This window comes from Streptomyces sp. VRA16 Mangrove soil, assembly GCF_017377775.1.
Taxonomy (GTDB): Bacteria; Actinomycetota; Actinomycetes; order Streptomycetales; family Streptomycetaceae; genus Streptomyces.
On record NZ_JAFVLN010000010.1, the window covers coordinates 287142 to 306779 of the forward strand.

Here is a 19638-nt window from a genome sequence, read left to right on the forward strand (position 1 = left end):
TCACTACGTCCCACGGGCCCGGCCCCGGCCGTCGGAGGGGGCGGCCGGGTCCGGGGCCGTGCCAGGTCAGCCGCGGCCCCTGGCCCTGCGGGCCACCACCGCGCGCAGCACCCTGCGGCCCTCCACCGACACGTCGAGCGCCTGCCGAAGCCCGCCCGCGCCGCCGTTCGCCAGCAGTTCCAGAATCCTGGTCTGGCGCCGCAGTTCGGCCGCGACCAACGGGGACATGCCGTCCGTACGTCCTTCGCGGCGGGCCGCGACACCCGTCCCCGCGTCCGCGGCGCCGGTCGTGTCGAGCATCCGGTGGACCTGGAGCGCGGCCACCGAGCAGGCGTCGGCCCAGCCGCGCAGCTCCGCGGCGCCGCTGTCGTCGGGGGCCGCGTCCAGCATCCGCCGCACGAGCAGGGCCGCGTCCCCCTCGGGGACCCGGTCGAGGGCGCTCCGCGCCGCGGCGAGGCGCTCGCCCCAGCCGTCGCCGCCCTCGGCGAGGCTCGTCCACAGCGGGCGCAGCGCCTCGTCGTCGGCCGCGTCGGCGCCGAGCAGCGGCACACACCGGTCGAGACAGCCCAGGCCGCTCGCGGCGAGACCCCGCTCGTCGGCCTGCGCGATCAGTTCCACCAGACTCATGGACGTACGCCTCCAGACTCCCCGACGCGGACCCGGCCATTCCCCTTGGGTTACGCGACTTACTGCGTCGGGGCCGCCCAGAACGTCACACGCGCGGTCACATGGCGACCACGCCGAGCCGGTCGAGGAACCGGAAGAACAGCTCCTCCGCCGACGGTTCGGCCCGGGCGCGCAGCACGTCGTGCAGCGGCTGCGCCTCCACGGTGCGGCCGCCCTCCGCGGCCCAGGCGACGGCCCGCTCCGCGGCGTCCTCGGGCGGCAGGAAGTAGTCCTCCAGGGCGCGCTCGTCGCCGCCGATGTACTCGGCCATCGCGGCCCGCCCCAGGCACGACGTCCAGGCCCCGCTGTGCGGCGCGGCGGCCTCCACGACGGCGCACCGGCTGTCCATGACGTAGGCGAACAGCGCGGGCGACCCCGTCTCGGCCGCCAGTGCGTTCATGCTCCCGACGTCCGGCGCCTGCTCGCCCTCGCCCCCGCCGCCGGGGCACTCCCACACCTGCCAGCCCCCGGCCCGCTCCTCCAACAGCGCCAGTTCGTCCCGCACCCCGTCCAGCGCGTCGAGCCCCTTGAGCGGACGATCGCTTCTGGCCACCACGTAATAACCCCAGTAGCCCATGCCCGTGCCCCCGTCCCGGAATTTCTGCGCATTTCTGCGCGCGGCTGTGGCCGAATAGACCACAGACGTAAGGGACTTCGCCACCGGAAACGCAAACTAACCCCTTTCGCCCCCCATCGGCGTCGTGGCCAGCACCTTCTGGTTCTGCAGCCGGGTCAGGGACCGGACGAAGCAGATCGCGGCGACGGCGGCGGCGAGGTCCAAGGCGTCGCTGAAGACCATCGTCCCCGTGGCGGACCCCATGTCCTCGAAGTCCTCGGCGCTCGAGTACTGACTGCCGGCGAAGCGCCCCACGAGCTGGTCGGCCACCCACAGCCACCACCACAGGTCGATCAGCCCGGACCTGTTCTTCCCGGCCAGTTCCAGTTCGTCCGCGCTGGTGCGCCAGGTGTCGTGCGCGATGACGCGCGGGAACCAGAAGGAGACGATCGGGACGAAGAAGCCGCCGATCGCCCAGCCGCGCGCTTTGCTCTGCCCGAGCGGGTTCATGACCTGGGCGTTGTCACGCACCCGCACGAACCACACGATGAAGGCGATCGCGGTGAGGACCAGCAGCACCAACTGGCCGCGCCCCGCGAGCGTGTACAGGTCGTCCCAGCGTGCGAGGTCCCCGTACCCGGAGAAGGCGCCGTCCGTGAGATCGCCCAGGATGCGGTACTCGGCGATCCCCACCGCCACGGCAGCGAGGTCGAGCGCGACGGTCACGGCGAGCAGCGCGACGACCATCCAGGCGAGCCCGTTCGGGGACTTCAGCCGCACCCACGGGGCGTACGGGTCGTAGGGGGCGGACGGCAGCGGCGGCGGCAGTGGCTGCGCCCCGTCCCCGCCCCGGTCCTTGCCGCGCTGGGGCCCGCCCGTCAGCGTCGCGAACGCCGAGTCGGCGCACGGCGCGCACAGCCCGCCCTCGACCAGCGCGTTCCGCGCCCCACATCTCTTGCACAGCACAGCCGCGCACCCCTCCCCAGGGAAACGCCGCGAACTCTCGACCCCCCGGTCGCGCGACTTGCGGAAGATACGGCTCCACGGACCGCGCTGTCCACCGGTATACGCAGGTCAGCCGCTCAACCGGTCCGCCAGCTGCACGAACTGCGCCCACGTCAGCTCCGGCCGCCCCGGGTCCCACAGCTTCTGCACCGTCGCCCGCAGCGGCATCCGGATCCCGTGGGCGACCTGCGCCTGGGTCTGGGCCCGCGCGATGTCGCACCAGACGGCGAACGAACCGCCGAGGATCTGGTCGTCGTACTGCTCGGGGACCGGCCGGGTGCCGCGCAGCACGCGGGGTGTCCAGCTCTCGTAGATCCGCTGCCCGGTCGGGTAGACGAAGGTGTTCGGCTGGCCGAGCACGTAATAGAGGTACTCGTCGTTGTAGTTCGTCAGCTTGCGGCCCTCGCTGAGATACGCGACCGGCTGCCGGGCGCCGTACTCCTTGCCGGTCCAGTAGGCGACCTCCAGGTCCCGGTCGGCGCCGACGACCCCGCCCGCGAAGAACCCGTCGTTCCAGGCCTTCAGCTTCCGGCCGTACGGGGCCATGGTGGCGGCCCGGTCGCCCAGCCAGCCCGTGGCGAGGTCCTGGACGCGCGCGTTCGCCCCGTACCTCGCGCGGGCGGCGCGCGCCAGCTGTGGGTAGGACGCCTCCGGATTCGTCTTCATCAGCGCCTGGTACTCGTCGGCGCCCAGGTGCCAGTACGCGCCCTTGAACAGCTGGGCGTACTCCTTGAGCAGGTCGTCGACGATGTCCGCGGCGGCCGGCTTCGAGATGTCGACGGCGCCGCGCGTGGGCACCCCGCCCACGTCGCGCAGCTGGAGGTCGGGGTGGGCCCGGATGACGGCGCCCAGATGGCCCGGCGAGTCGATCTCCGGCACGACGGTGACGTGCCGCTCGTCGGCCAGCGCCAGGATGTCCCGCACCTGCGCCTTGCTGAGGTGCTCGGACGAGACGATCTCGGGGTGGGAGTCGGACTCGATCCGGAACGCCTGGTCGTCGGAGAAGTGCAGCCCGAGCTGGTTGTACTTGAGGTCCCCGATCTCCCGGATCCGGTCCTCGATCCAGCCCGCGGTGAAGTGCTTGCGGGCGATGTCGAGGCTGAACCCGCGCTGCGGCTTGGCCGGCTCGTCCTCGACGACGCCCTCCGGCGCGGTGCCGCCGCCGTGCACCTCCTGCTTGAGGGTCCGCGTCCCGTAGAACACGCCGGTGTCCCGCGGGCCGGTGATCCGCACCCGTCCGTCCCCGACGGTCATCCGGTACGACTCCGGGCCCGCGCCCGCAGCCCCGTCGAGCGCCAGCTCCACGTCCCCGGGCCCGGCCCTGCCGCCCACCCCGTCGTAGGAGAGCCCCAGCTCGTCGGCGATCAGCCGCCCCTCGTCGTCCAGCGCGCCGTCCTGCACGACGACCCGGCCGCCGTCCGGTTTCCAGCCGGGGCCGCGCGCCGGGGTGAACGCGCGGACGGCGGGGATCGTGCGCGGGGGCGAGGAGAGGGGGTAGGAGCGGGAGGGCGACGGCGCCGGGGTGGACGAGGCGGCGGACGTCCCGTCGGACGGCGCACGCCCGGCACCCGTGCGGTCGCCGCCGCCGTCGGGCCACAGCACGGCGGTCAGCGCCACGGCCCCGCCGGCGACGACCAGGGCCGAGGCCAGGATGACCTTCCGCTCTTTCTCCACAGACACACCCCACATCCCTCGGCGGCGCGGGGCCCCGCGCGTCGGCGGCTCCGCCGCGGGGCGCGATCCGCCGAGCCGAGACCCGCACCCGCCCGACCACCATCGTCGCTACGGCGGGACGGCGCATCTCGCACCGACACCCCCTCACACTTGTCCACGCCGCGCCCTCAAACTCCCCGTCCGAGTGAAATTCGCGCATCCGTCGGACACCCGCAATCAGCCGTCGCTACCGTTGCGCCACAAACAAACACCCCGCACCACCGCATCCCGCACACAATCCGCCAGCTCCGCCGGAGGCACCCGCTGTCCGCGCTCCGCCCCCCTCACGTTCCCGGCCACCTGCCCATACCGGCCCAGGCCACACCGCACGGGGGACTCACCCGGTTCAACGCGCTGCCGCAGGACACGGCCGAAGAGGCCCTGCTCGGCTGCTGCCACAGTCCCGCCTGGGCGCGCCGGCTCGCCGCGCACCGCCCGTACCCGGACCTCGACGCGCTGCTCGCGGCCGCGGACGAGGCGTCGTACGACCTGGCGCCCGCGGACGTCGCCGAGGCCCTGGCCCACGAAGAGCTCCCGCTGCCGCCGGACGCCACCGTCTACGAGGCCGCGCACACCGCGCTGGCCGCCGCGCACACGGCCTACCAGGCACGTTTCGGGCACGCCTTCGTCGTCTGCCTGGACGAGACGGCGCCCGGCGAGGCCCTGAACCACCTGCTCGGCGCCCTGCGCGACCGTCTCGGCAACGACCGGGAGGAGGAGCGGGTGCTGGCCGCCGACGAGCTGCGGCGACTCGCCCGGGGACGCCTGTCCCGGTTCGTCCGCGACCCGCGGCTGCGGTCACCTCTACGGAAAACCCCCATCAATAGCCCGTACGTGCCTGTTTGATTGCCTGTTTGATCACACCGGCGGCCCCCGGGCGAGCGAGCCGACAACTCGTCGATACGATGACGAGCGGCCGGTGGACCGTACCCGGCCGGGCCCGACCGACACCGAAGCCGGCGCGGCCCTCAGTCCCCGCTCCCGGAGGGTTCTTCCGTGCCGGCTGGAACGCTGTACCGCGGCCGGGAAGGCATGTGGTCGTGGGTGGCTCATCGAGTCACCGGTGTCCTCATCTTCTTCTTCCTGTTCGTACACGTCCTGGACACCGCTCTCGTCCGCGTCTCCCCCGAGGCGTACGACGATGTTGTCTCCACCTACAAGACGCCGATCGTCGCGCTCCTTGAGTACGGCCTCGTCGCCGCCATCCTGTTCCACGCGCTCAACGGCCTGCGTGTCATCGCCGTCGACTTCTGGTCGAAGGGCCCGCGCTACCAGAAGCAGATGCTCTGGACCGTCGTGGGCATCTGGGTCGTCCTGATGGTCGGTGCCCTGTACCCCGTGCTCGGCCACGCCGTCCGTGAACTCTTCGGGAGCTGAGGCCAGACATGTCCGCTGACACCACCTCCGCCTCGACGTCCGGCGTCGGCCCCGTCGAGGGCGTCTCGCTCTACGACGTCGACAACCCGGCGCCGTACATCGAGGCCCCCCGCAAGCGCACCTCGAAGACCCCGCGCTCGACCCGCGGCAACTTCGAGATGGCCGCGTGGCTCTTCATGCGCCTGTCCGGTGTGGTCCTCGTCGTCCTGGTCCTCGGCCACCTGCTGATCCAGCTCGTGCTCGACGGCGGCGTCTCCAAGATCGGCTTCGCCTTCGTGGCCGGCCGCTGGGCGTCCCCGTTCTGGCAGGGCTGGGACCTGCTGATGCTGTGGCTCGCGATGCTGCACGGCGCGAACGGCCTGCGTACCGTCATCAACGACTACGCCGAGCGCCCCCAGACCCGTATGTGGCTGAAGGGCCTGCTGTACGCCGCGACGGTCTTCACCGTCCTGCTGGGCACGCTGGTGATCTTCACCTTCGACCCCAACATCCGTTAAAGCCGAGGCGAGCGAAACCGTGAAGATTCACAAGTACGACACCGTCATCGTCGGCGCAGGCGGCGCCGGCATGCGCGCGGCCATCGAGTCGACGAAGCGCAGCCGCACCGCCGTGCTGACCAAGCTCTACCCCACCCGCTCCCACACGGGCGCCGCGCAGGGCGGCATGGCCGCCGCGCTGGCCAACGTGGAGGAGGACAACTGGGAGTGGCACACCTTCGACACGATCAAGGGCGGCGACTACCTGGTCGACCAGGACGCCGCCGAGATCCTCGCGAAGGAGGCCATCGACTCGGTCCTCGACCTGGAGAAGATGGGCCTGCCGTTCAACCGGACGCCGGACGGCACGATCGACCAGCGCCGCTTCGGTGGTCACTCGCGCAACCACGGTGAGGCGCCGGTCCGCCGGTCCTGCTACGCCGCGGACCGCACGGGCCACATGATCCTTCAGACGCTGTACCAGAACTGCGTGAAGGAGGGCGTGGAGTTCTTCAACGAGTTCTACGTCCTGGACCAGCTGATCGTCGAGGAAGACGGCGTCAAGAAGTCCGCCGGTGTGGTCGCCTACGAGCTGGCCACCGGTGAGATCCACGTCTTCCAGGCCAAGGCGGTCATCTACGCCTCCGGCGGCACCGGCAAGTTCTTCAAGGTGACGTCGAACGCGCACACCCTGACCGGCGACGGCCAGGCCGCCTGCTACCGGCGCGGGATCCCGCTGGAGGACATGGAGTTCTTCCAGTTCCACCCGACCGGCATCTGGCGCATGGGCATCCTCCTTACGGAAGGCGCCCGTGGTGAGGGCGGCATCCTCCGTAACAAGGACGGCGAGCGCTTCATGGAGAAGTACGCGCCGGTCATGAAGGACCTCGCGTCCCGTGACGTCGTGTCCCGCTCCATCTACACGGAGATCCGTGAGGGCCGCGGCTGCGGTCCCGAGGGCGACCACGTCTACCTCGACCTCACGCACCTCCCGCCGGAGCAGCTGGACGCCAAGCTCCCGGACATCACCGAGTTCGCGCGCACGTACCTCGGCATCGAGCCCTACACGGACCCGATCCCGATCCAGCCGACCGCGCACTACGCCATGGGCGGCATCCCGACGAACGTCGAGGGTGAGGTCCTGGCGGACAACACCACCGTCGTCCCCGGCCTGTACGCCGCCGGTGAGGTCGCCTGTGTCTCCGTGCACGGCGCCAACCGTCTCGGCACCAACTCGCTGCTCGACATCAACGTCTTCGGGCGTCGTGCGGGCATCGCCGCCGCCGAGTACTCCCACACGGCCGACTACGTCGAGCTTCCGGAGAACCCGGCGTCGCTGGTCGAGGAGCTGGTCGAGCGGCTGCGCAACTCGACGGGCACGGAGCGCGTCGCGGTCCTGCGCAACGAGCTGCAGGAGTGCATGGACGCCAACGTGATGGTGTTCCGCACCGAGCAGACGATCAAGACGGCGGTCGAGAAGATCGCCGAGCTGCGCGAGCGCTACAAGAACGTGTCGATCCAGGACAAGGGCCGGCGCTTCAACACCGACCTCCTGGAGGCCATCGAGCTGGGCAACCTGCTCGACCTGGCCGAGGTCATGGCGACCTCCGCCCTGGCGCGCAAGGAGTCCCGCGGCGGTCACTACCGCGAGGACTACCCCAACCGCGACGACGTCAACTTCATGCGCCACACCATGGCGTACCGCGAGGTCGGCGACGACGGCACGGAGACGATCCGTCTCGACTACAAGCCGGTCGTCCAGACCCGCTACCAGCCGATGGAGCGTAAGTACTGATGGCTACTCCGACCATGGACAAGCTCGAGGCGCTCGAGGCGGACAACGGCTCGCACCTCATCTCCGTCACCTTCCGGATCCGCCGGTTCAACCCGGAGATCTCGGACGAGGCGAACTGGGTCGACTTCCAGCTGGACATCGACCCGAAGGAGCGCGTCCTCGACGCCCTCCACAAGATCAAGTGGGACCAGGACGGTTCGCTGACGTTCCGCCGCTCCTGCGCGCACGGCATCTGCGGCTCCGACGCGATGCGCATCAACGGCAAGAACCGCCTTGCCTGCAAGACGCTCATCAAGGACATCAACCCCGAGAAGCCGATCACGGTCGAGCCCATCAAGGGCCTCACCGTGCTCAAGGACCTCGTGGTCGACATGGAGCCGTTCTTCCAGGCGTACCGCGACGTCATGCCGTTCCTCGTCACCAAGGGCAACGAGCCGACGCGTGAGCGCCTGCAGTCCGCCGAGGACCGCGAGCGCTTCGACGACACCACCAAGTGCATCCTGTGCGCCGCGTGCACGTCGTCCTGCCCGGTGTTCTGGAACGACGGCCAGTACTTCGGTCCCGCCGCGATCGTGAACGCCCACCGCTTCATCTTCGACTCGCGTGACGAGGCCGGGGAGCAGCGCCTGGAGATCCTCAACGACCGTGACGGTGTGTGGCGCTGCCGCACGACCTTCAACTGCACGGACGCCTGCCCGCGTGGCATCGAGGTCACCAAGGCGATCCAGGAAGTGAAGCGCGCGCTGATCACGCGCCGCTACTGATCTTCGTCGTCGTACGGCCCCGAGGGCCCCGCTCCCTGGTGGGAGCGGGGCCCTCGCCCGTATCGGTGAACGGCTCGGATCCAGACGTTCGGGTCCTGACCGGCCTACGATGATGCTCTCGACACCAGCCCCAAGGAGGCACGCGATGTCCGCTGCATCCATCGAGCAGCCCTTCGCCGAGGAGCCGTTCTCGCTCACGGCGATCGCCGACGAGATCATGGAGCGCCATCCGGGCTACCGCGTCGAGATCATCGGAGGACACCTCCTCGTGACCCCCTCACCGGATGCCCCGCACGCCCGAGCCCTGACCGAGCTCATGATCCCGTTCATCGCCCCCGGCCTGCACGGCGACGAGACCGAGGTCCTCCAGAACGTGGGGCTCTGGCTGCCCACCGGTGCCGAGGACTACGCTATCCCCGACCTCGTCGTGGTGGACTCCGACATCGACGACCATTTCGTCGAGAACAACGCCTACGACCCGGTCTGCTTCCGTCTCGTCCTCGAGGTCACTTCCAGCAACTGGAAGGACGACCTGAAGACCAAGGTCGCCGCCTACGCCGAGGCCAAGGTGCCGGTCTATGTGATCGTCGACCGCAAGCACAACCGCCTGCACGTGCTCACCGACCCGTCGGACAACGAGTACGCCAAGCACCGTGTGCACGCTCCCGGCGAGACCGTCACCCTCCCCGAGTCGATCGGCGCCCCCGTGACCGTCGATGTCGAGGCTCTGCTCAAGGCGGCGGCCCGCCGGAGCAAGCCCGAGTGACTCACCGGCCTATCTGGCTCACGATCGTCGGATCGGTGATCTTCGTGTCGTCGGCAAGCAGCATCGCCTTGCTGAGGACGACGGCCAGGGTGCGGTCGCCCTCGAAGGGCAGATAGCCGGTCTGCGGGCTCGCGCCGGTGCCCGACTTCGGGACGATGCACAGGTACTGGTCGTTCGGGGTCATCAGGATGTTCCCCGAGCCCAGGTGGATCTTGTACGTGTGCAGCTCGCCCTTGACGTGCAGGAAGCGGCCCTCGATGGTGCAGCGGTCGGCGATCGCCAGACGCGGCACGAGGCGCTCCAGGAGAGCGCGGCGGGTCTCGGCGCTCTGGTTCAGCTCGCCGAAGCCGTACGAGGTCCAGTACTCCTGGAAGCGCCCGCCGGGGCCGCCGTCCTGCCACGTCGGGTCGTTGCCGACACTGGCCACGCCCACGAACAGGTCGACGTCGCGCAGGACTTCGGACAGGACGAGCGGTGGGATGTCGGTGAGCGGCAGCGGCTCGACCGGGTCCACGCCGTCGCGCAGCCACATGCGGTACTCGCCGCCGCAGCAGTGCGCCGAGTTCTGCGGGGCGTCGATCGGGTAGAAGCGGACCTGGTCGGTGCGCAGCCGCAGATAGCTGCCGGACTCGGTGGTGTCGACGCCGTACTCCTCCCCCTCGCCCTCGATCCAGTACTCGGCGCGCAGGCCCCACTGCGGCAGTTCGCGGGTCGCGGGCGGCGCCTCGTCGTCGACGCACAGCCGCAGCTTGTTGCGCCAGCCCCGGACCGCCGCGAGGGAGTGCAGCTGGTGCTGGCGCACGATGTGCGCGGCGAACCGGTTCGAGTACGTGCCCGTCGCCCGCTCGGCGTCGGTGAGCAGGTACACCTCGCGGTGGGCCTGCTTGAACGGCTGGGTGACCGCGTGCCGCTCCAGCCAGTCGCGCCAGGCGACGACCTCGGCGGGTTCGCGGCCGACGGGGTGCCAGAGGGTGACGTCGGTCCCGGTCGTGACCGGGTCGTCGGTCAGGGTGCGCAGTTCCCCGTCCGCGTACCCGACCGTTGTGCCGTCGACGACCCACAGCAGGCGGCGGGCGAGGGTGCCGACCAGCGGGTGGTCGAGGTAGCGCTCGCGCCAGGCGGCGTACGGCCAGCTGCGCCGGGCGAGGAACTGCCGGTCCAGGCGCTCGACCTGGGCGCTGAGCATCTTGTCGATGTCCTTGGCGGCGGCCTTGAGTTCCTTGAGCTCGTCGGCGTGGTCGCGCTTGGCGGCGGCCGGGACGGACTTGACCTCCTTGCCGGCCGCGGTGCGCCAGCGCAGCGCCGCCTTGGCGCCGTGGATCTCCAGCAGGGCGGTGGTGTCGCCCAGTTGGATCTCCGCGCGTCCCACGTCCGTCAGTCCGTAGGCGGGCACGGCCAGTTCCTCGACCTCATCGCGGGTCAGCCCGAGGGCCTCGGCGCGGGTGTCGAGAGCGGCGCCGAGCAGTTTGACGGTGCCCTTGTACGTGACGCGGGTGGTGAGCCGGGCCAGCTCGGCGAGCGCGGCGTCACTGTCGATCCGGGCCAGCGCGTTCACCCCGGCGTTGGCCGTCTTCGGGTTGACCGGGCCGAGTCCTGCGACCTTCTTGAGCGAGGTCTCGACGAGGGCGCCGAGCGTGCGGGCCGTGTCCGGGTGGGCGGGCAGCAGGGCGAGGATCCAGGTCAGACCGCGCAGCGCGTCCGCGTTGTACGGGTCGAACGCCAGGTTCGGGTCGACGCCCCAGCGTCGGTTCAGGAGCGGGCGGGTGCGCGGTCTGCCCACGAGCCGCAGCCAGCCGGTCAGCCGCTCGCGCACCGCGTCCTCGTCGAGCGGTGCGATGAGGGCCCGCGCGGCCTTGTTCCACTTGGCGGAGGGGCGAGCCGCGCTCGCCGTGACCGCGTGAGCCAGCAACTCCCGCCAGGCGGGGCCGCGTTCGGCCACGTCCGCGAGGGCCAGGTCGGACCAGGCCTCGCCGGGGTTCACCACGGGGTCGGTCAGCCGTGCCACCAGCGCTCCCAGTTCCTTCTTGCCGTTCCAGTACGTCAGGTGGGTGCGGCGCACGACGGCCACGAACTCGCCGGGCAGCTCCCGCCCGTCGGCCTCCTCCAGCTCGGCGAGCCGGATCAGCTGGACGTGGTCGTGGTGGGTGTCCTGATCCGCGGCGAGGCGCATCAGGGCGTGCCGCGACTCCCGCAGCTCGTTCGCCGGTGAGGTGGTGCCGTGCGCGAGGCTGTTCAGCAGGGCCACGATGCTGCGTCGCACGGTCGCCTCCGTGTCCGGTACGTCGTATCGGAGGGCCAGCGCGTGCACCAGCGCCACGCGGTACGCCCCGTCCGCCTCCCGCACCGCGTCCACGACCTTGCGGCCCAGATGCCCCCAGTCGTCGTCGGCCATCGCCCCGAGCGCCAGCAGCTCGGGGATCAGCGCCTCGGTCTCCTCGCGCTCGACCATGCCGAGGATCACCTCGACCAGACGCGCGTACTCGGCGGGTGACTCGATCATCAGCCACCCACCAGTGCCACGAGCTTCAGGAACGTCACCTCGACGCCGAGCGCCAGCTCGATCTCCTCGTCGGGATCGGTCAGCTGGCGGTCGCCGACGAGCACCAGGAACCCGTTCCCCGCGAAGGCCGCGAGGGCTCGCTGCGCCTGCGCCTGCGGGTCTATCCGGCGTGGCGTGCGCAACGCGTACCCGTTCAGCACCCGCTCCGTGTTCTCGGGCTGCACGAGGCCCTGGAAGACCTGCGGAGCCGAGCGCGCGTTGAACTCCGCGACCTCCTGGAAGACCCGGCGCCGGATCAGTTCCCGCACCGTCAGCCGCTCTTCGGCGATCTCCAGCCCGAAGGTCGCGCCCCTGTCCCCTGATGTCGTCTCGTCGACGAACGTCACCATCCCCATGCCGACGACCGTACGGGCCACCACTGACAATCAGCCGGCCCCGGCCGCGACCCCCCGCTCGAAGAACGTCTCCAGCACCACCGTCGCCTGCGTCCCACTCACCCCCTCGATGCCGTACAACCGCCGCAGCACGTCCTGAAGTTGCCCGGTGGTCGCCGCGCGTACCTTCACCAGGACCGAGGCGCTGCCCGCGATGACATGGGCCTCCACGAGCTCCGGGATCGCCGCGAAGGCGTCCGCCGAATCGCCCATCCAGGCCGACGAGTCCACCATCACGTACGCGAGCACGCCCTGGCCGAGCGCCGCCGGGTCGACGTCGATCGTCGTGCGCCGGATGACGCCCCGCTCGCGCAGCTTGCGGACGCGCTCGTGGGCGGCGCCCGCCGAGAGCCCGACCTCCTTGCCGAGTGCCGCGTAGGCCGTCGTCGCGTCGCGCTGCAGGGCCGCGATGAGCTTCCGGTCGATGTCGTCGACGATCTCCCTGATCTCCATGGCGTAACCGTACCCGGTTCTGTCATAGTCGAGCACAGCTGAATCACATTCGGTTCCGCACCTTTGGAGGATGACCGTGTCCACAGATCGCGTCCCCGTCACGTACGACATCCTGGACGAGCGTTTCCGCACCGGTCGCTGCATGAACGGCGATCACTTCTTCGAGGTGCTGCACAGCGGCGGCCGGTGGGTCGAGGGGCCGATCTACCTGCCCGCCTGGCGCCAGCTGATCTGGAGCGACATACCCAACGACCGGCTGCTGCGGTGGGACGAGGCCACCGGCGCCGTCAGCGTCTTCCGCTCCCCCGCCGGGCACGTCAACGGCAACACCCTCGACGGGCAGGGCCGGCTGATCAGCTGCGAGCAGGGCAACCGGCGCGTGACGCGGACCGAGCACGACGGGCGGGTCACCGTGCTCGCCGACCGCTGGGAGGGCAAGCGGTTCAACAGCCCGAACGACGCCGTCGTGCGCTCGGACGGCTCGGTGTGGTTCTCCGACCCCGACTTCGGGATCACCAGCGACTACGAGGGCTTTCGCGCCGAGTCCGAGATCGGGGCGAACAACGTCTACCGGATCGACCCGGTGAGCGGCGAGGTGCGGCTCGTGGCCGACGGGTTCGGGGCGCCGAACGGGCTGGTGTTCTCGCCGGACGAGCGGCAGCTGTACGTGTCCGACACCCGCGGCGGCGTGCTCCGCGTCTTCGACGTGCGCGACGACGGGACGCTCTCCGACGGCAAGGTGTTCGCCGGGATGAAGGACGGGCTCGGCCGGTTCGACAACATCCGGTTCGACGACGGCGGACGGCTGTGGGCCGCGGCCATGGACGGCGGCGTGCACTGCTACGACCCCGACGGCACCCTGCTCGGCCGGATGCTCACGCCCGAGCCGGTCGCCAACATCGCCTGGGGCGGCCCCAAGAACAACCTGATGTTCCTGGCCGCGTCGACCTCGCTGTACTGCCTGATGACCGCGGTGACCGGGGCGCCACGGATCCGATGACGAGCGCATTGCCATGATTTGCGTGCCACATGGCTAATCTGACGTTATGTCACACGAGCTGAACGTCCTCGGCTTCGACAACGCCCTGCTGCCCGTGGGCGACCTGGCCGAGGCCGTCGCCTTCTACGAAAGCGCCGGCTTCCCCGTGAAGTTCCGTCTCGACGAGGCCGGCATCGCCCTGCTCGGCGTCGGCAAGGAGACGCCGGGACTGCTGCTGCGGGCCGAGGACGGGTACGGGCACCGCCCGCCGCCGTGGCCCGCCGCCCGGCTGTGGCTGGAGGTCGCGGACGCGCGCGCCGTCGCGGACGGCATGGCCGCCGCCGGGATCGAGCCCCTCGATCCCCCCTTCTCCACCTCGACCGGGTACGTCGTCGAGATCGCCGATCCATGGGGAAATGTCGTGGGATTCACCGACTACCTCAAGCGGCCGGAGCTGGCCCGGAGTTGACCCCCTCCCGGCACCCCGGCTGAGACCCCCGTCACGTACGACAACTCTCGCTTGAACGTGTTCAAAAACAGGTCTACATTCATGCCTGTCAGCGTTTTTGAACGCGTTCAAGGAGGGTGGGGCATGGACCTCACAGTCGTCGCGTACGTCGTCTACCTCGTCGTCAGCATCGGGCTGACCATCTGGGTGGCACGCACCCTGAGCCGTAACGGCAGGATCTTCCTGGCCGACGTGCTGCACGGGAACGAGAAGCTCGCCGATGCCGTCAACCACCTGCTGGTGGTCGGCTTCTATCTGGTGAACCTCGGGTTCGTGGCCCTGTATCTGAGCGGCGACGAGACCATCGCCAGCACCCGCGAGGTCTTCGAGGCCCTCTCGACCAAGCTGGGCGTCGTGCTCCTCGTGCTCGGCGTGATGCACCTGGGGAACGTCTACGTCCTCAACAAGATCCGGCGGCGCGGCGTTCTGGAGAACGAGCAGCAGCCGCCGGTCCCGCCGCAGGGATGGGCCGCTCCGGTCGCCGGGGCGTGAGTGCGGTGGGGGGTCCGGGGGGACCGGAGAAAGAGGGGGGTGCGGACCGGGGCGCCCGGGGGGACGTCCCGGTCCGCCGGCTGACCGTGCTGTACGACGCGGAGTGCGGCCTGTGCACGTTCGTACGGGACTGGCTGGCCCGGCAGCGGCAGCTGGTGCCGCTGGAGTTCGTGCCGGCGGGCAGCGCCGCGGCCCGGGGCCGCTATCCCGGCCTCGACCACGCGGCGACGCTCAGCGACATCACGGTGATCGGGGACGGCGGGCAGCTCTACCGGGGCCCGGCCGCCTGGGTGGTGTGCATGTGGGCGCTGCGCCAGTACCGGCCGACCGCGCACCGGATGACCACGCCCGCCGGCCTGAAGGTCGCCAAGCAGGTGGTGCTCGGCGCGGCCAAGTACCGGGAGGCCCGCTGGGACCGGCGGGCCGGGGGAAACGCGTACCGGCGCGAGGACGGCTGGGTGTACGACCGCAAGGACGGCTGGCACTACACGCGCCAGGACGCCGCGGCCGGGCCCGCCGCCTGTGACAGCGGCTGCCGGACCGCCGATTAGGCTCGTCGGCGTGGCAGCAGAGAAGACCGTGAAGAGTGAGCAGACCCGGGCGCTGATCCTGGAGACCGCGATGCGGCTGTTCCGGGAGCGGGGTTACGACAAGACCACGATGCGGGCCATCGCCCAGGAGGCCGGGGTCTCGGTCGGGAACGCGTACTACTACTTCGCGGGCAAGGAACACCTCATCCAGGGGTTCTACGACCGGATCACCGCCGAGCACCAGGCGGCGGTCCGGTCCGTCCTGGACACGGAGACCGATCTGGAGACGCGGCTCGCGGGGGTGCTCGGGGCGTGGCTGGAGATCGCGGAGCCGTACCACGAGTTCGCGGCCCAGTTCTTCAAGAACGCGGCCGACCCGGACTCGCCGCTCAGCCCCTTCTCGCCGGAGTCGGAGGGGGCGCGGGAGGTCGCGATCGGGCTGCACCGGGAGGTGCTGGCCGGGTCGAAGGCGAAGGTCCCGGCCGAACTCGCCGAGATCCTGCCGGAGCTGATGTGGCTCTCACAGATGGGGCTCGTCCTGTACTGGGTCTTCGACTCGTCCGAGGGGCGCGAGCGCAGCCGACGGCTCGCGGCGCGCGGGGCACGGCTCACGACGCGGGGCGTGGCGCTCGCCCGGTTCCGGGTGCTGCGGCCGCTGGTCCTGGAGGTGCACGAGCTGTTCATCGACTTCCTGCCGGGCATGACGCGCCCGGCGAAGTAGGCCGGGGCGCACCCCTCTTACCTTTGCCTCAGCTTTGACCTGTACCTTCTCCAGATGCCCGGCACAATCCCGCCCTCGCAGCCCACACCGTTCAGCCGCCGCGCCGCACTCGGCCTCGGCGCCGGCGCGACCGCCGCGCTCGCCCTGCCCGCGCAGCGCGCCGCGGCGGCGACCGCCGTGGGGGGTGCGCGCCTCGCCGCACCGGGGACACAGGTGCGGCTCGCGGCGGGGGCGCCGAAGCTGCCGAAGCTGAACGCGCGGTCCTGGATCATCGCCGACAACGACAGCGGCGAGGTGCTGGCCTCCTACAACGCGCACAAGCAGCTGGCGCCCGCCTCCACGCTGAAGATGCTCTTCGCGGACACGGTCCTGCCCAAGTTCGACAAGAACGACAGGCACAAGGTCACCGCCGAGGATCTGGCCGACATCCCCTTCGGATCCAGCCTCGTCGGCATCCAGGCGGGCACCACGTACTCCGTGCACCAGCTGTGGCAGGGCGTCTTCCTGCGTTCCGGCAACGACGCGGTGCACGTCCTGTCCCACATGAACGGCGGTGTCCCCGCGACGGTCGCGCAGATGCAGGCCCGCGCCAAGGACCTCCAGGCCGACGACACGCATGTCGTCAGCCCCGACGGCTTCGACCACAAGGGCCAGGTCTCGTCCGCGTACGACCTGACCCTCTTCGCGCGCGCGGGCCTGAAGAGCGCCGACTTCCGCGGCTACTGCGCCACCAGGACGGCCGACTTCCCGGCGGGCGGCAAGAAGACGTTCCAGATCCAGAACACCGACCGTCTGCTGACCGGCCAGGGCGTCACGCCGTACGAGGGCCTGATCGGCGTGAAGAACGGCTACACCTCGCACGCGGGCAACACCTTCACGGGCGCCGCGACCCGCGACGGCCGCACCCTCCTCGTCACCGTCATGCACCCCAAGTCCGGTTACGAGGCGGTGTACCAGGAGACGGCGGCGCTGCTCGACTGGGGCTTCAAGGCGGGCGACAAGGCCGGCGCGGTCGGCGAGCTGGTCGTGCCGCTGAGCGAGCAGCCGAAGCGGTCCGCGTCGCCTGCGGCCGGCGCGAAGGCCTCTCCGGCCGGGTCCGGGCCGGGGTCCGGGGCCGGTGGGGGGCTGGGCTGGGAGCTCGGGGGGTCGGTGGCGTTGGCCGCGATCGCCGGCGGCGGGTTGCTGAAGCTGCGCCGCCGGTCCAGGCCCTCCGGGCGGCGGCGGGCCTGATCGCCGTCTGCCCGGTTCGGTTGCGTTGCCGGGCGCGGGCCGGTGGGGGCTGATCGCGCAGTTCCCCGCGCCCCTCGGATGCGTCTGCCATGTGACGGTCTCGTCGCGAGCCGCGGGCCGGTGGTCCTGCTTCGCGCAGTTCCCCGCGCCCCTGAGATGCGCACCTGCGGTGCGCCATCTCATCGGGGAAGCTGCGCGCAGCGCATGCTTCAGGGGCGCGGGGAACTGCGCGATCAGCCCCCACCGGCCCGCACCCAAATAGCAAACCGGCCGTCCTACGGCGCGACGTCCACGTCGTCCGGCACCTCCACGTCGTACGGCAACGGGTTCTCCCCCACCGTGATGTGCCGTGCCACCGGCGGGAGTTGACGGCACGTCACCGCCAGGACGTACGCCCCCGGTTCCGGCACCGCCACGATGTACGAGCCGTCCGCCAACGACTCCACCCGGTCCAGCTGGCGCCCCCCGCGGGAGATCAGCGTCACCGTCGCCCCGGACAACGGCTCACCCTGCGGGCTGCGCAGGATTCCGTGGACCACCGTGAACCCGGCAGGCGCGGACGCGCTCTCTCGGGGCTCCACGGCCAGGTGCGGGACCCTGCGGTCCATCCAGCGAGGCAGCCACCAGTTGGCCCGGCCCAGCAGATGCATCGCCGCCGGGACCAGCGCCGTACGCAGGACGAACGCGTCCAGGGCGACCGCCGCCGCGAGGCCGATGCCCGCCATGGCGCCCTCCACGTCACCGCTGAGCACGAACGCGGAGAACACGCACACCATGATCAGCGCCGCGCAGTTGATGACGCGGCTGGTCTCGGCGAGGCCGACGCGCACGGCCCGCGCGTTGTCCTTGGTGTGCACCCACTCCTCGTGCATCCGGCTCACCAGGAACACCTGGTAGTCCATGGAGAGGCCGAAGAGCAGCGACAGCATGATGACCGGGAGGAACGCCGTGATCGGGCCCTCCTTGCCGAGGCCGAGCGCCTCCGACCCCCAGCCCCACTGGAAGATCGCGACGAGCACGCCGAACGAGGCCGCGGCCGCGATCAGGTTCATCACCGCCGCCGTCAGCGGCACCACCAGCGAGCGGAACGCGAGGAGCAGCAGGACGAAGCCGAGGCCGATGATGGCCGCGATGAAGTACGGGAGCCGGTCCCCCGTCACCGACGCGAAGTCCTTGAAGACCGCGGTCACCCCGCCCACGTGCGCCTCGACCCCGGCGGCCGGGATCACGTCGTCGCGCAGCCGGTCGATGAGGTCGTCGGTCCGTGCGGACTGCGGCGACGTCTTCGGGACGACCTGGACGACGGTGACGCCGTGCGCGGGCGGCGCCGCCGCCACCTGTGCGACGTCCGGCGTCGTACGGATCCGTGCCACGAGGCCCGCGGCGTCCGCGCCGCCGGGGACCACCACCTGGAGCGGGCCGTTGAAGCCGGGGCCGAAGCCCTCGGCCAGCAGGTCGTACGCCTGCCGGGTCGTCGTCGACGTCTTGTTGTTGCCCTGGTCGGTGGCGCCCAGGCGGAGCGAGAGCACCGGGACGGCGAGCATCAGCATGATGACGAGCGCCGCGGCGCCGACCGCGCGCGGGCGCTTTTGGACGTACGCCGACCAGCGCGCCGCCAGACCGCTCGGCTCGGCCGACTCGGGCCCGTCCGCGGCGAGACGGCGGCGCTGGCGGCGGCTGAGCACGCGCGGGCCGATGAGGCCGAGCAGGGCGGGCAGCAGGGTGATCGCCGCCAGGACCGAGAGGACGACCGTCAGGGACGTGGCGATGACGACGCCGTCGAGGAAGCGCATGTTCATCACGAGCATGCCGGCGAGCGCGATGCAGACGGTGCCGCCCGCGAACAGCACGGCGCGCCCGGAGGTGTTGAGCGCCTTGACCGCCGACTCCTCGATGTCCAGGCCGCGCTGGATGCCGCGCCGGTGCCGGGTCACGATGAACAGGGCGTAGTCGATGCCGACCCCGAGCCCGATCAACGAGCCGAGCAGCGGGGCGACTTCGGGCACGTCCGTGACATGGCTGAGCAGCGCCGTCGCCATCAGTCCGCAGCCCACCCCCATCACGGCGATGGCGATCGGCAGGACCATCGCGAACAGCGCACCGAAGGCGAGGAAGAGCACGACGGCGGCCGCGGTGATGCCGACGATCTCGGAGAGGCCCTGCGGCGGCTCCTGGACGCGGGTGATGGCCTGGCCGCCCAACTCGACCTGAAGTCCTGACCGTTCGGCGGCCCGGGCGCGGTCCACCACGTCCTGGACCAGGCCCTTGGGCACCGAGTTCGACTGCTCGGTGAAGGTGACCTGGGCGAAGGCGATGGTGCCGTCCCGGCTGATCCGGCCGCTCCGTCCACCTCCGGCGGCGTACGGGCTGGTGACCTCGCCGACGCCCTTCATCGCGGCGATGTCCTTGAGCGCGGGCTCGATCCGGGACCGTACGGCCTGATCGGTGACCGAGCCGTCCTTCGCCTTCCACACCACGGTGTCGGTGTCGCCCGCGGCGTTCGGGAACGCCTTGAGCATGAGGTCGTAGGCGGTCTTGGAGTCGGTGTCGGGAAGGGAGAAGACATTCGAGTAGTCGGTGCCCGCCGTGCTGCCCGTGGCGCCGAGGCCGAACAGTGCCCCCAGCCACAGCACAAGGACCACCAGGCGGTGCCGGTAGCACCAGCGCGCCAAT

At 70.9% G+C, this 19638-nt stretch carries 20 protein-coding genes; 12 read left to right on the forward strand and 8 right to left on the reverse strand.

The genetic code is table 11. The annotated features are described in order from the left end of the window. Window positions 1-66: 66 nt before the first annotated feature. From J3486_RS26810 to J3486_RS26825, 4 genes are all read right to left on the reverse strand, one after another. Window positions 67-627 carry a hypothetical protein gene (locus J3486_RS26810; RefSeq protein ID WP_207824632.1) on the reverse strand — a complete coding sequence of 187 codons (561 nt, stop codon included), beginning with the start codon at window positions 625-627 and terminating at the stop codon, window positions 67-69. Window positions 628-724: 97 nt separating this feature from the next. Then, the gene (locus tag J3486_RS26815) at window positions 725-1243 is read right to left on the reverse strand and encodes a hypothetical protein (RefSeq protein ID WP_207824634.1); all 519 of its coding nucleotides are present in this window, start codon (window positions 1241-1243) and stop codon (window positions 725-727) included. 96 nt (window positions 1244-1339) lie between these two features. Beyond that, on the reverse strand, window positions 1340-2188 hold the full coding sequence (locus tag J3486_RS26820; RefSeq protein ID WP_207824636.1) for a DUF4328 domain-containing protein: 849 nt from the start codon (window positions 2186-2188) through the stop codon (window positions 1340-1342). Between the two features lie 108 nt (window positions 2189-2296). Further along, complete coding sequence (locus J3486_RS26825) at window positions 2297-3916, reverse strand: glycoside hydrolase family 20 protein (protein ID WP_207824638.1); 1620 nt, start codon at window positions 3914-3916, stop codon at window positions 2297-2299. Between the two features lie 135 nt (window positions 3917-4051). Between J3486_RS26825 and J3486_RS26830 the strand changes: the two genes are divergently transcribed. The 6 genes from J3486_RS26830 to J3486_RS26855 all read left to right on the forward strand — a co-directional run bounded on the left by J3486_RS26830 (window position 4052) and on the right by J3486_RS26855 (window position 9118). After that, window positions 4052-4786, forward strand: coding sequence for a 2-oxo-4-hydroxy-4-carboxy-5-ureidoimidazoline decarboxylase (locus J3486_RS26830; RefSeq protein ID WP_374194772.1), 735 nt, complete (start codon window positions 4052-4054; stop codon window positions 4784-4786). Between the two features lie 150 nt (window positions 4787-4936). After that, window positions 4937-5317, forward strand: coding sequence for a succinate dehydrogenase, cytochrome b556 subunit (gene sdhC, locus J3486_RS26835; RefSeq protein WP_111663982.1), 381 nt, complete (start codon window positions 4937-4939; stop codon window positions 5315-5317). Window positions 5318-5325: 8 nt separating this feature from the next. Continuing rightward, a complete protein-coding gene (locus tag J3486_RS26840; protein ID WP_207824640.1) occupies window positions 5326-5814 on the forward strand; it encodes a succinate dehydrogenase hydrophobic membrane anchor subunit in 489 nt (162 codons plus the stop codon). Window positions 5815-5833: 19 nt separating this feature from the next. After that, window positions 5834-7588 carry a succinate dehydrogenase flavoprotein subunit gene (sdhA, locus tag J3486_RS26845; protein WP_207824642.1) on the forward strand — a complete coding sequence of 585 codons (1755 nt, stop codon included), beginning with the start codon at window positions 5834-5836 and terminating at the stop codon, window positions 7586-7588. After that, on the forward strand, window positions 7588-8352 hold the full coding sequence (locus tag J3486_RS26850) for a succinate dehydrogenase iron-sulfur subunit (RefSeq protein ID WP_207824644.1): 765 nt from the start codon (window positions 7588-7590) through the stop codon (window positions 8350-8352). The genes sdhA and J3486_RS26850 overlap by 1 nt, the downstream gene beginning before the upstream one ends. A 145-nt stretch (window positions 8353-8497) precedes the next feature. Beyond that, window positions 8498-9118, forward strand: a complete 621-nt coding sequence (locus J3486_RS26855) for a Uma2 family endonuclease (RefSeq protein WP_207824645.1) — start codon at window positions 8498-8500, stop codon at window positions 9116-9118. A 1-nt stretch (window position 9119) separates the two neighbouring features. On the opposite strand, the gene J3486_RS26860 is transcribed toward J3486_RS26855, so the two are convergent. The 3 genes from J3486_RS26860 to J3486_RS26870 are packed head-to-tail and all read right to left on the reverse strand — an operon-like array spanning window position 9120 to window position 12505. Then, window positions 9120-11618, reverse strand: coding sequence for a DUF4132 domain-containing protein (locus tag J3486_RS26860; RefSeq protein ID WP_229378615.1), 2499 nt, complete (start codon window positions 11616-11618; stop codon window positions 9120-9122). Further along, window positions 11618-12013 (reverse strand): hypothetical protein, encoded by a 396-nt coding sequence (locus J3486_RS26865; RefSeq protein ID WP_207824647.1) that lies wholly within the window; start codon window positions 12011-12013, stop codon window positions 11618-11620. The genes J3486_RS26860 and J3486_RS26865 overlap by 1 nt, the downstream gene beginning before the upstream one ends. A gap of 30 nt (window positions 12014-12043) precedes the next feature. Then, window positions 12044-12505 carry an Lrp/AsnC family transcriptional regulator gene (locus tag J3486_RS26870; protein WP_207824649.1) on the reverse strand — a complete coding sequence of 154 codons (462 nt, stop codon included), beginning with the start codon at window positions 12503-12505 and terminating at the stop codon, window positions 12044-12046. A gap of 70 nt (window positions 12506-12575) precedes the next feature. Between J3486_RS26870 and J3486_RS26875 the strand changes: the two genes are divergently transcribed. The 6 genes from J3486_RS26875 (at window position 12576) to J3486_RS26900 (ending at window position 16965) form a co-directional block, all read left to right on the forward strand. After that, entirely contained in the window at window positions 12576-13505 is a 930-nt protein-coding gene (locus tag J3486_RS26875) for an SMP-30/gluconolactonase/LRE family protein (RefSeq protein ID WP_207824651.1), read from the forward strand. Window positions 13506-13551: 46 nt separating this feature from the next. Next, window positions 13552-13953, forward strand: a complete 402-nt coding sequence (locus tag J3486_RS26880; protein WP_207824654.1) for a VOC family protein — start codon at window positions 13552-13554, stop codon at window positions 13951-13953. Between the two features lie 123 nt (window positions 13954-14076). Beyond that, complete coding sequence (locus tag J3486_RS26885; RefSeq protein WP_207824656.1) at window positions 14077-14484, forward strand: hypothetical protein; 408 nt, start codon at window positions 14077-14079, stop codon at window positions 14482-14484. 86 nt (window positions 14485-14570) lie between these two features. Continuing rightward, window positions 14571-15035: a DCC1-like thiol-disulfide oxidoreductase family protein gene (locus J3486_RS26890; RefSeq protein WP_307804951.1), complete on the forward strand. Its 465-nt coding sequence runs from the start codon at window positions 14571-14573 to the stop codon at window positions 15033-15035. Further along, the gene (locus J3486_RS26895) at window positions 15031-15735 is read left to right on the forward strand and encodes a TetR/AcrR family transcriptional regulator (protein WP_374194774.1); all 705 of its coding nucleotides are present in this window, start codon (window positions 15031-15033) and stop codon (window positions 15733-15735) included. The genes J3486_RS26890 and J3486_RS26895 overlap by 5 nt, the downstream gene beginning before the upstream one ends. Before the next feature lie 54 nt (window positions 15736-15789). After that, a complete protein-coding gene (locus J3486_RS26900; protein WP_207824660.1) occupies window positions 15790-16965 on the forward strand; it encodes a D-alanyl-D-alanine carboxypeptidase family protein in 1176 nt (391 codons plus the stop codon). A 275-nt stretch (window positions 16966-17240) separates the two neighbouring features. Here the strand turns inward: J3486_RS26900 and J3486_RS26905 are convergent, their stop codons facing one another. Next, window positions 17241-19637, reverse strand: a complete 2397-nt coding sequence (locus J3486_RS26905) for an MMPL family transporter (RefSeq protein ID WP_207824740.1) — start codon at window positions 19635-19637, stop codon at window positions 17241-17243. Between the last annotated feature and the right edge of the window lies 1 nt (window position 19638).

Excerpts from the sequence above, each read along its gene's own strand:
- J3486_RS26810 (WP_207824632.1), bottom strand. The coding sequence starts at position 627 with ATGAGTCTGGTGGAACTGATCGCGCAGGCCGACGAGCGGGGTCTCGCC.
- J3486_RS26815 (WP_207824634.1), bottom strand. The coding sequence starts at position 1,243 with ATGGGCTACTGGGGTTATTACGTGGTGGCCAGAAGCGATCGTCCGCTC.
- J3486_RS26825 (WP_207824638.1), bottom strand. The coding sequence starts at position 3,916 with ATGTGGGGTGTGTCTGTGGAGAAAGAGCGGAAGGTCATCCTGGCCTCG.
- J3486_RS26840 (WP_207824640.1), top strand. The coding sequence starts at position 5,326 with ATGTCCGCTGACACCACCTCCGCCTCGACGTCCGGCGTCGGCCCCGTC.
- J3486_RS26850 (WP_207824644.1), top strand. The coding sequence starts at position 7,588 with ATGGCTACTCCGACCATGGACAAGCTCGAGGCGCTCGAGGCGGACAAC.
- J3486_RS26855 (WP_207824645.1), top strand. The coding sequence starts at position 8,498 with ATGTCCGCTGCATCCATCGAGCAGCCCTTCGCCGAGGAGCCGTTCTCG.
- J3486_RS26860 (WP_229378615.1), bottom strand. The coding sequence starts at position 11,618 with ATGATCGAGTCACCCGCCGAGTACGCGCGTCTGGTCGAGGTGATCCTC.
- J3486_RS26865 (WP_207824647.1), bottom strand. The coding sequence starts at position 12,013 with ATGGGGATGGTGACGTTCGTCGACGAGACGACATCAGGGGACAGGGGC.
- J3486_RS26870 (WP_207824649.1), bottom strand. The coding sequence starts at position 12,505 with ATGGAGATCAGGGAGATCGTCGACGACATCGACCGGAAGCTCATCGCG.
- J3486_RS26875 (WP_207824651.1), top strand. The coding sequence starts at position 12,576 with ATGACCGTGTCCACAGATCGCGTCCCCGTCACGTACGACATCCTGGAC.
- J3486_RS26880 (WP_207824654.1), top strand. The coding sequence starts at position 13,552 with ATGTCACACGAGCTGAACGTCCTCGGCTTCGACAACGCCCTGCTGCCC.
- J3486_RS26885 (WP_207824656.1), top strand. The coding sequence starts at position 14,077 with ATGGACCTCACAGTCGTCGCGTACGTCGTCTACCTCGTCGTCAGCATC.
- J3486_RS26900 (WP_207824660.1), top strand. The coding sequence starts at position 15,790 with ATGCCCGGCACAATCCCGCCCTCGCAGCCCACACCGTTCAGCCGCCGC.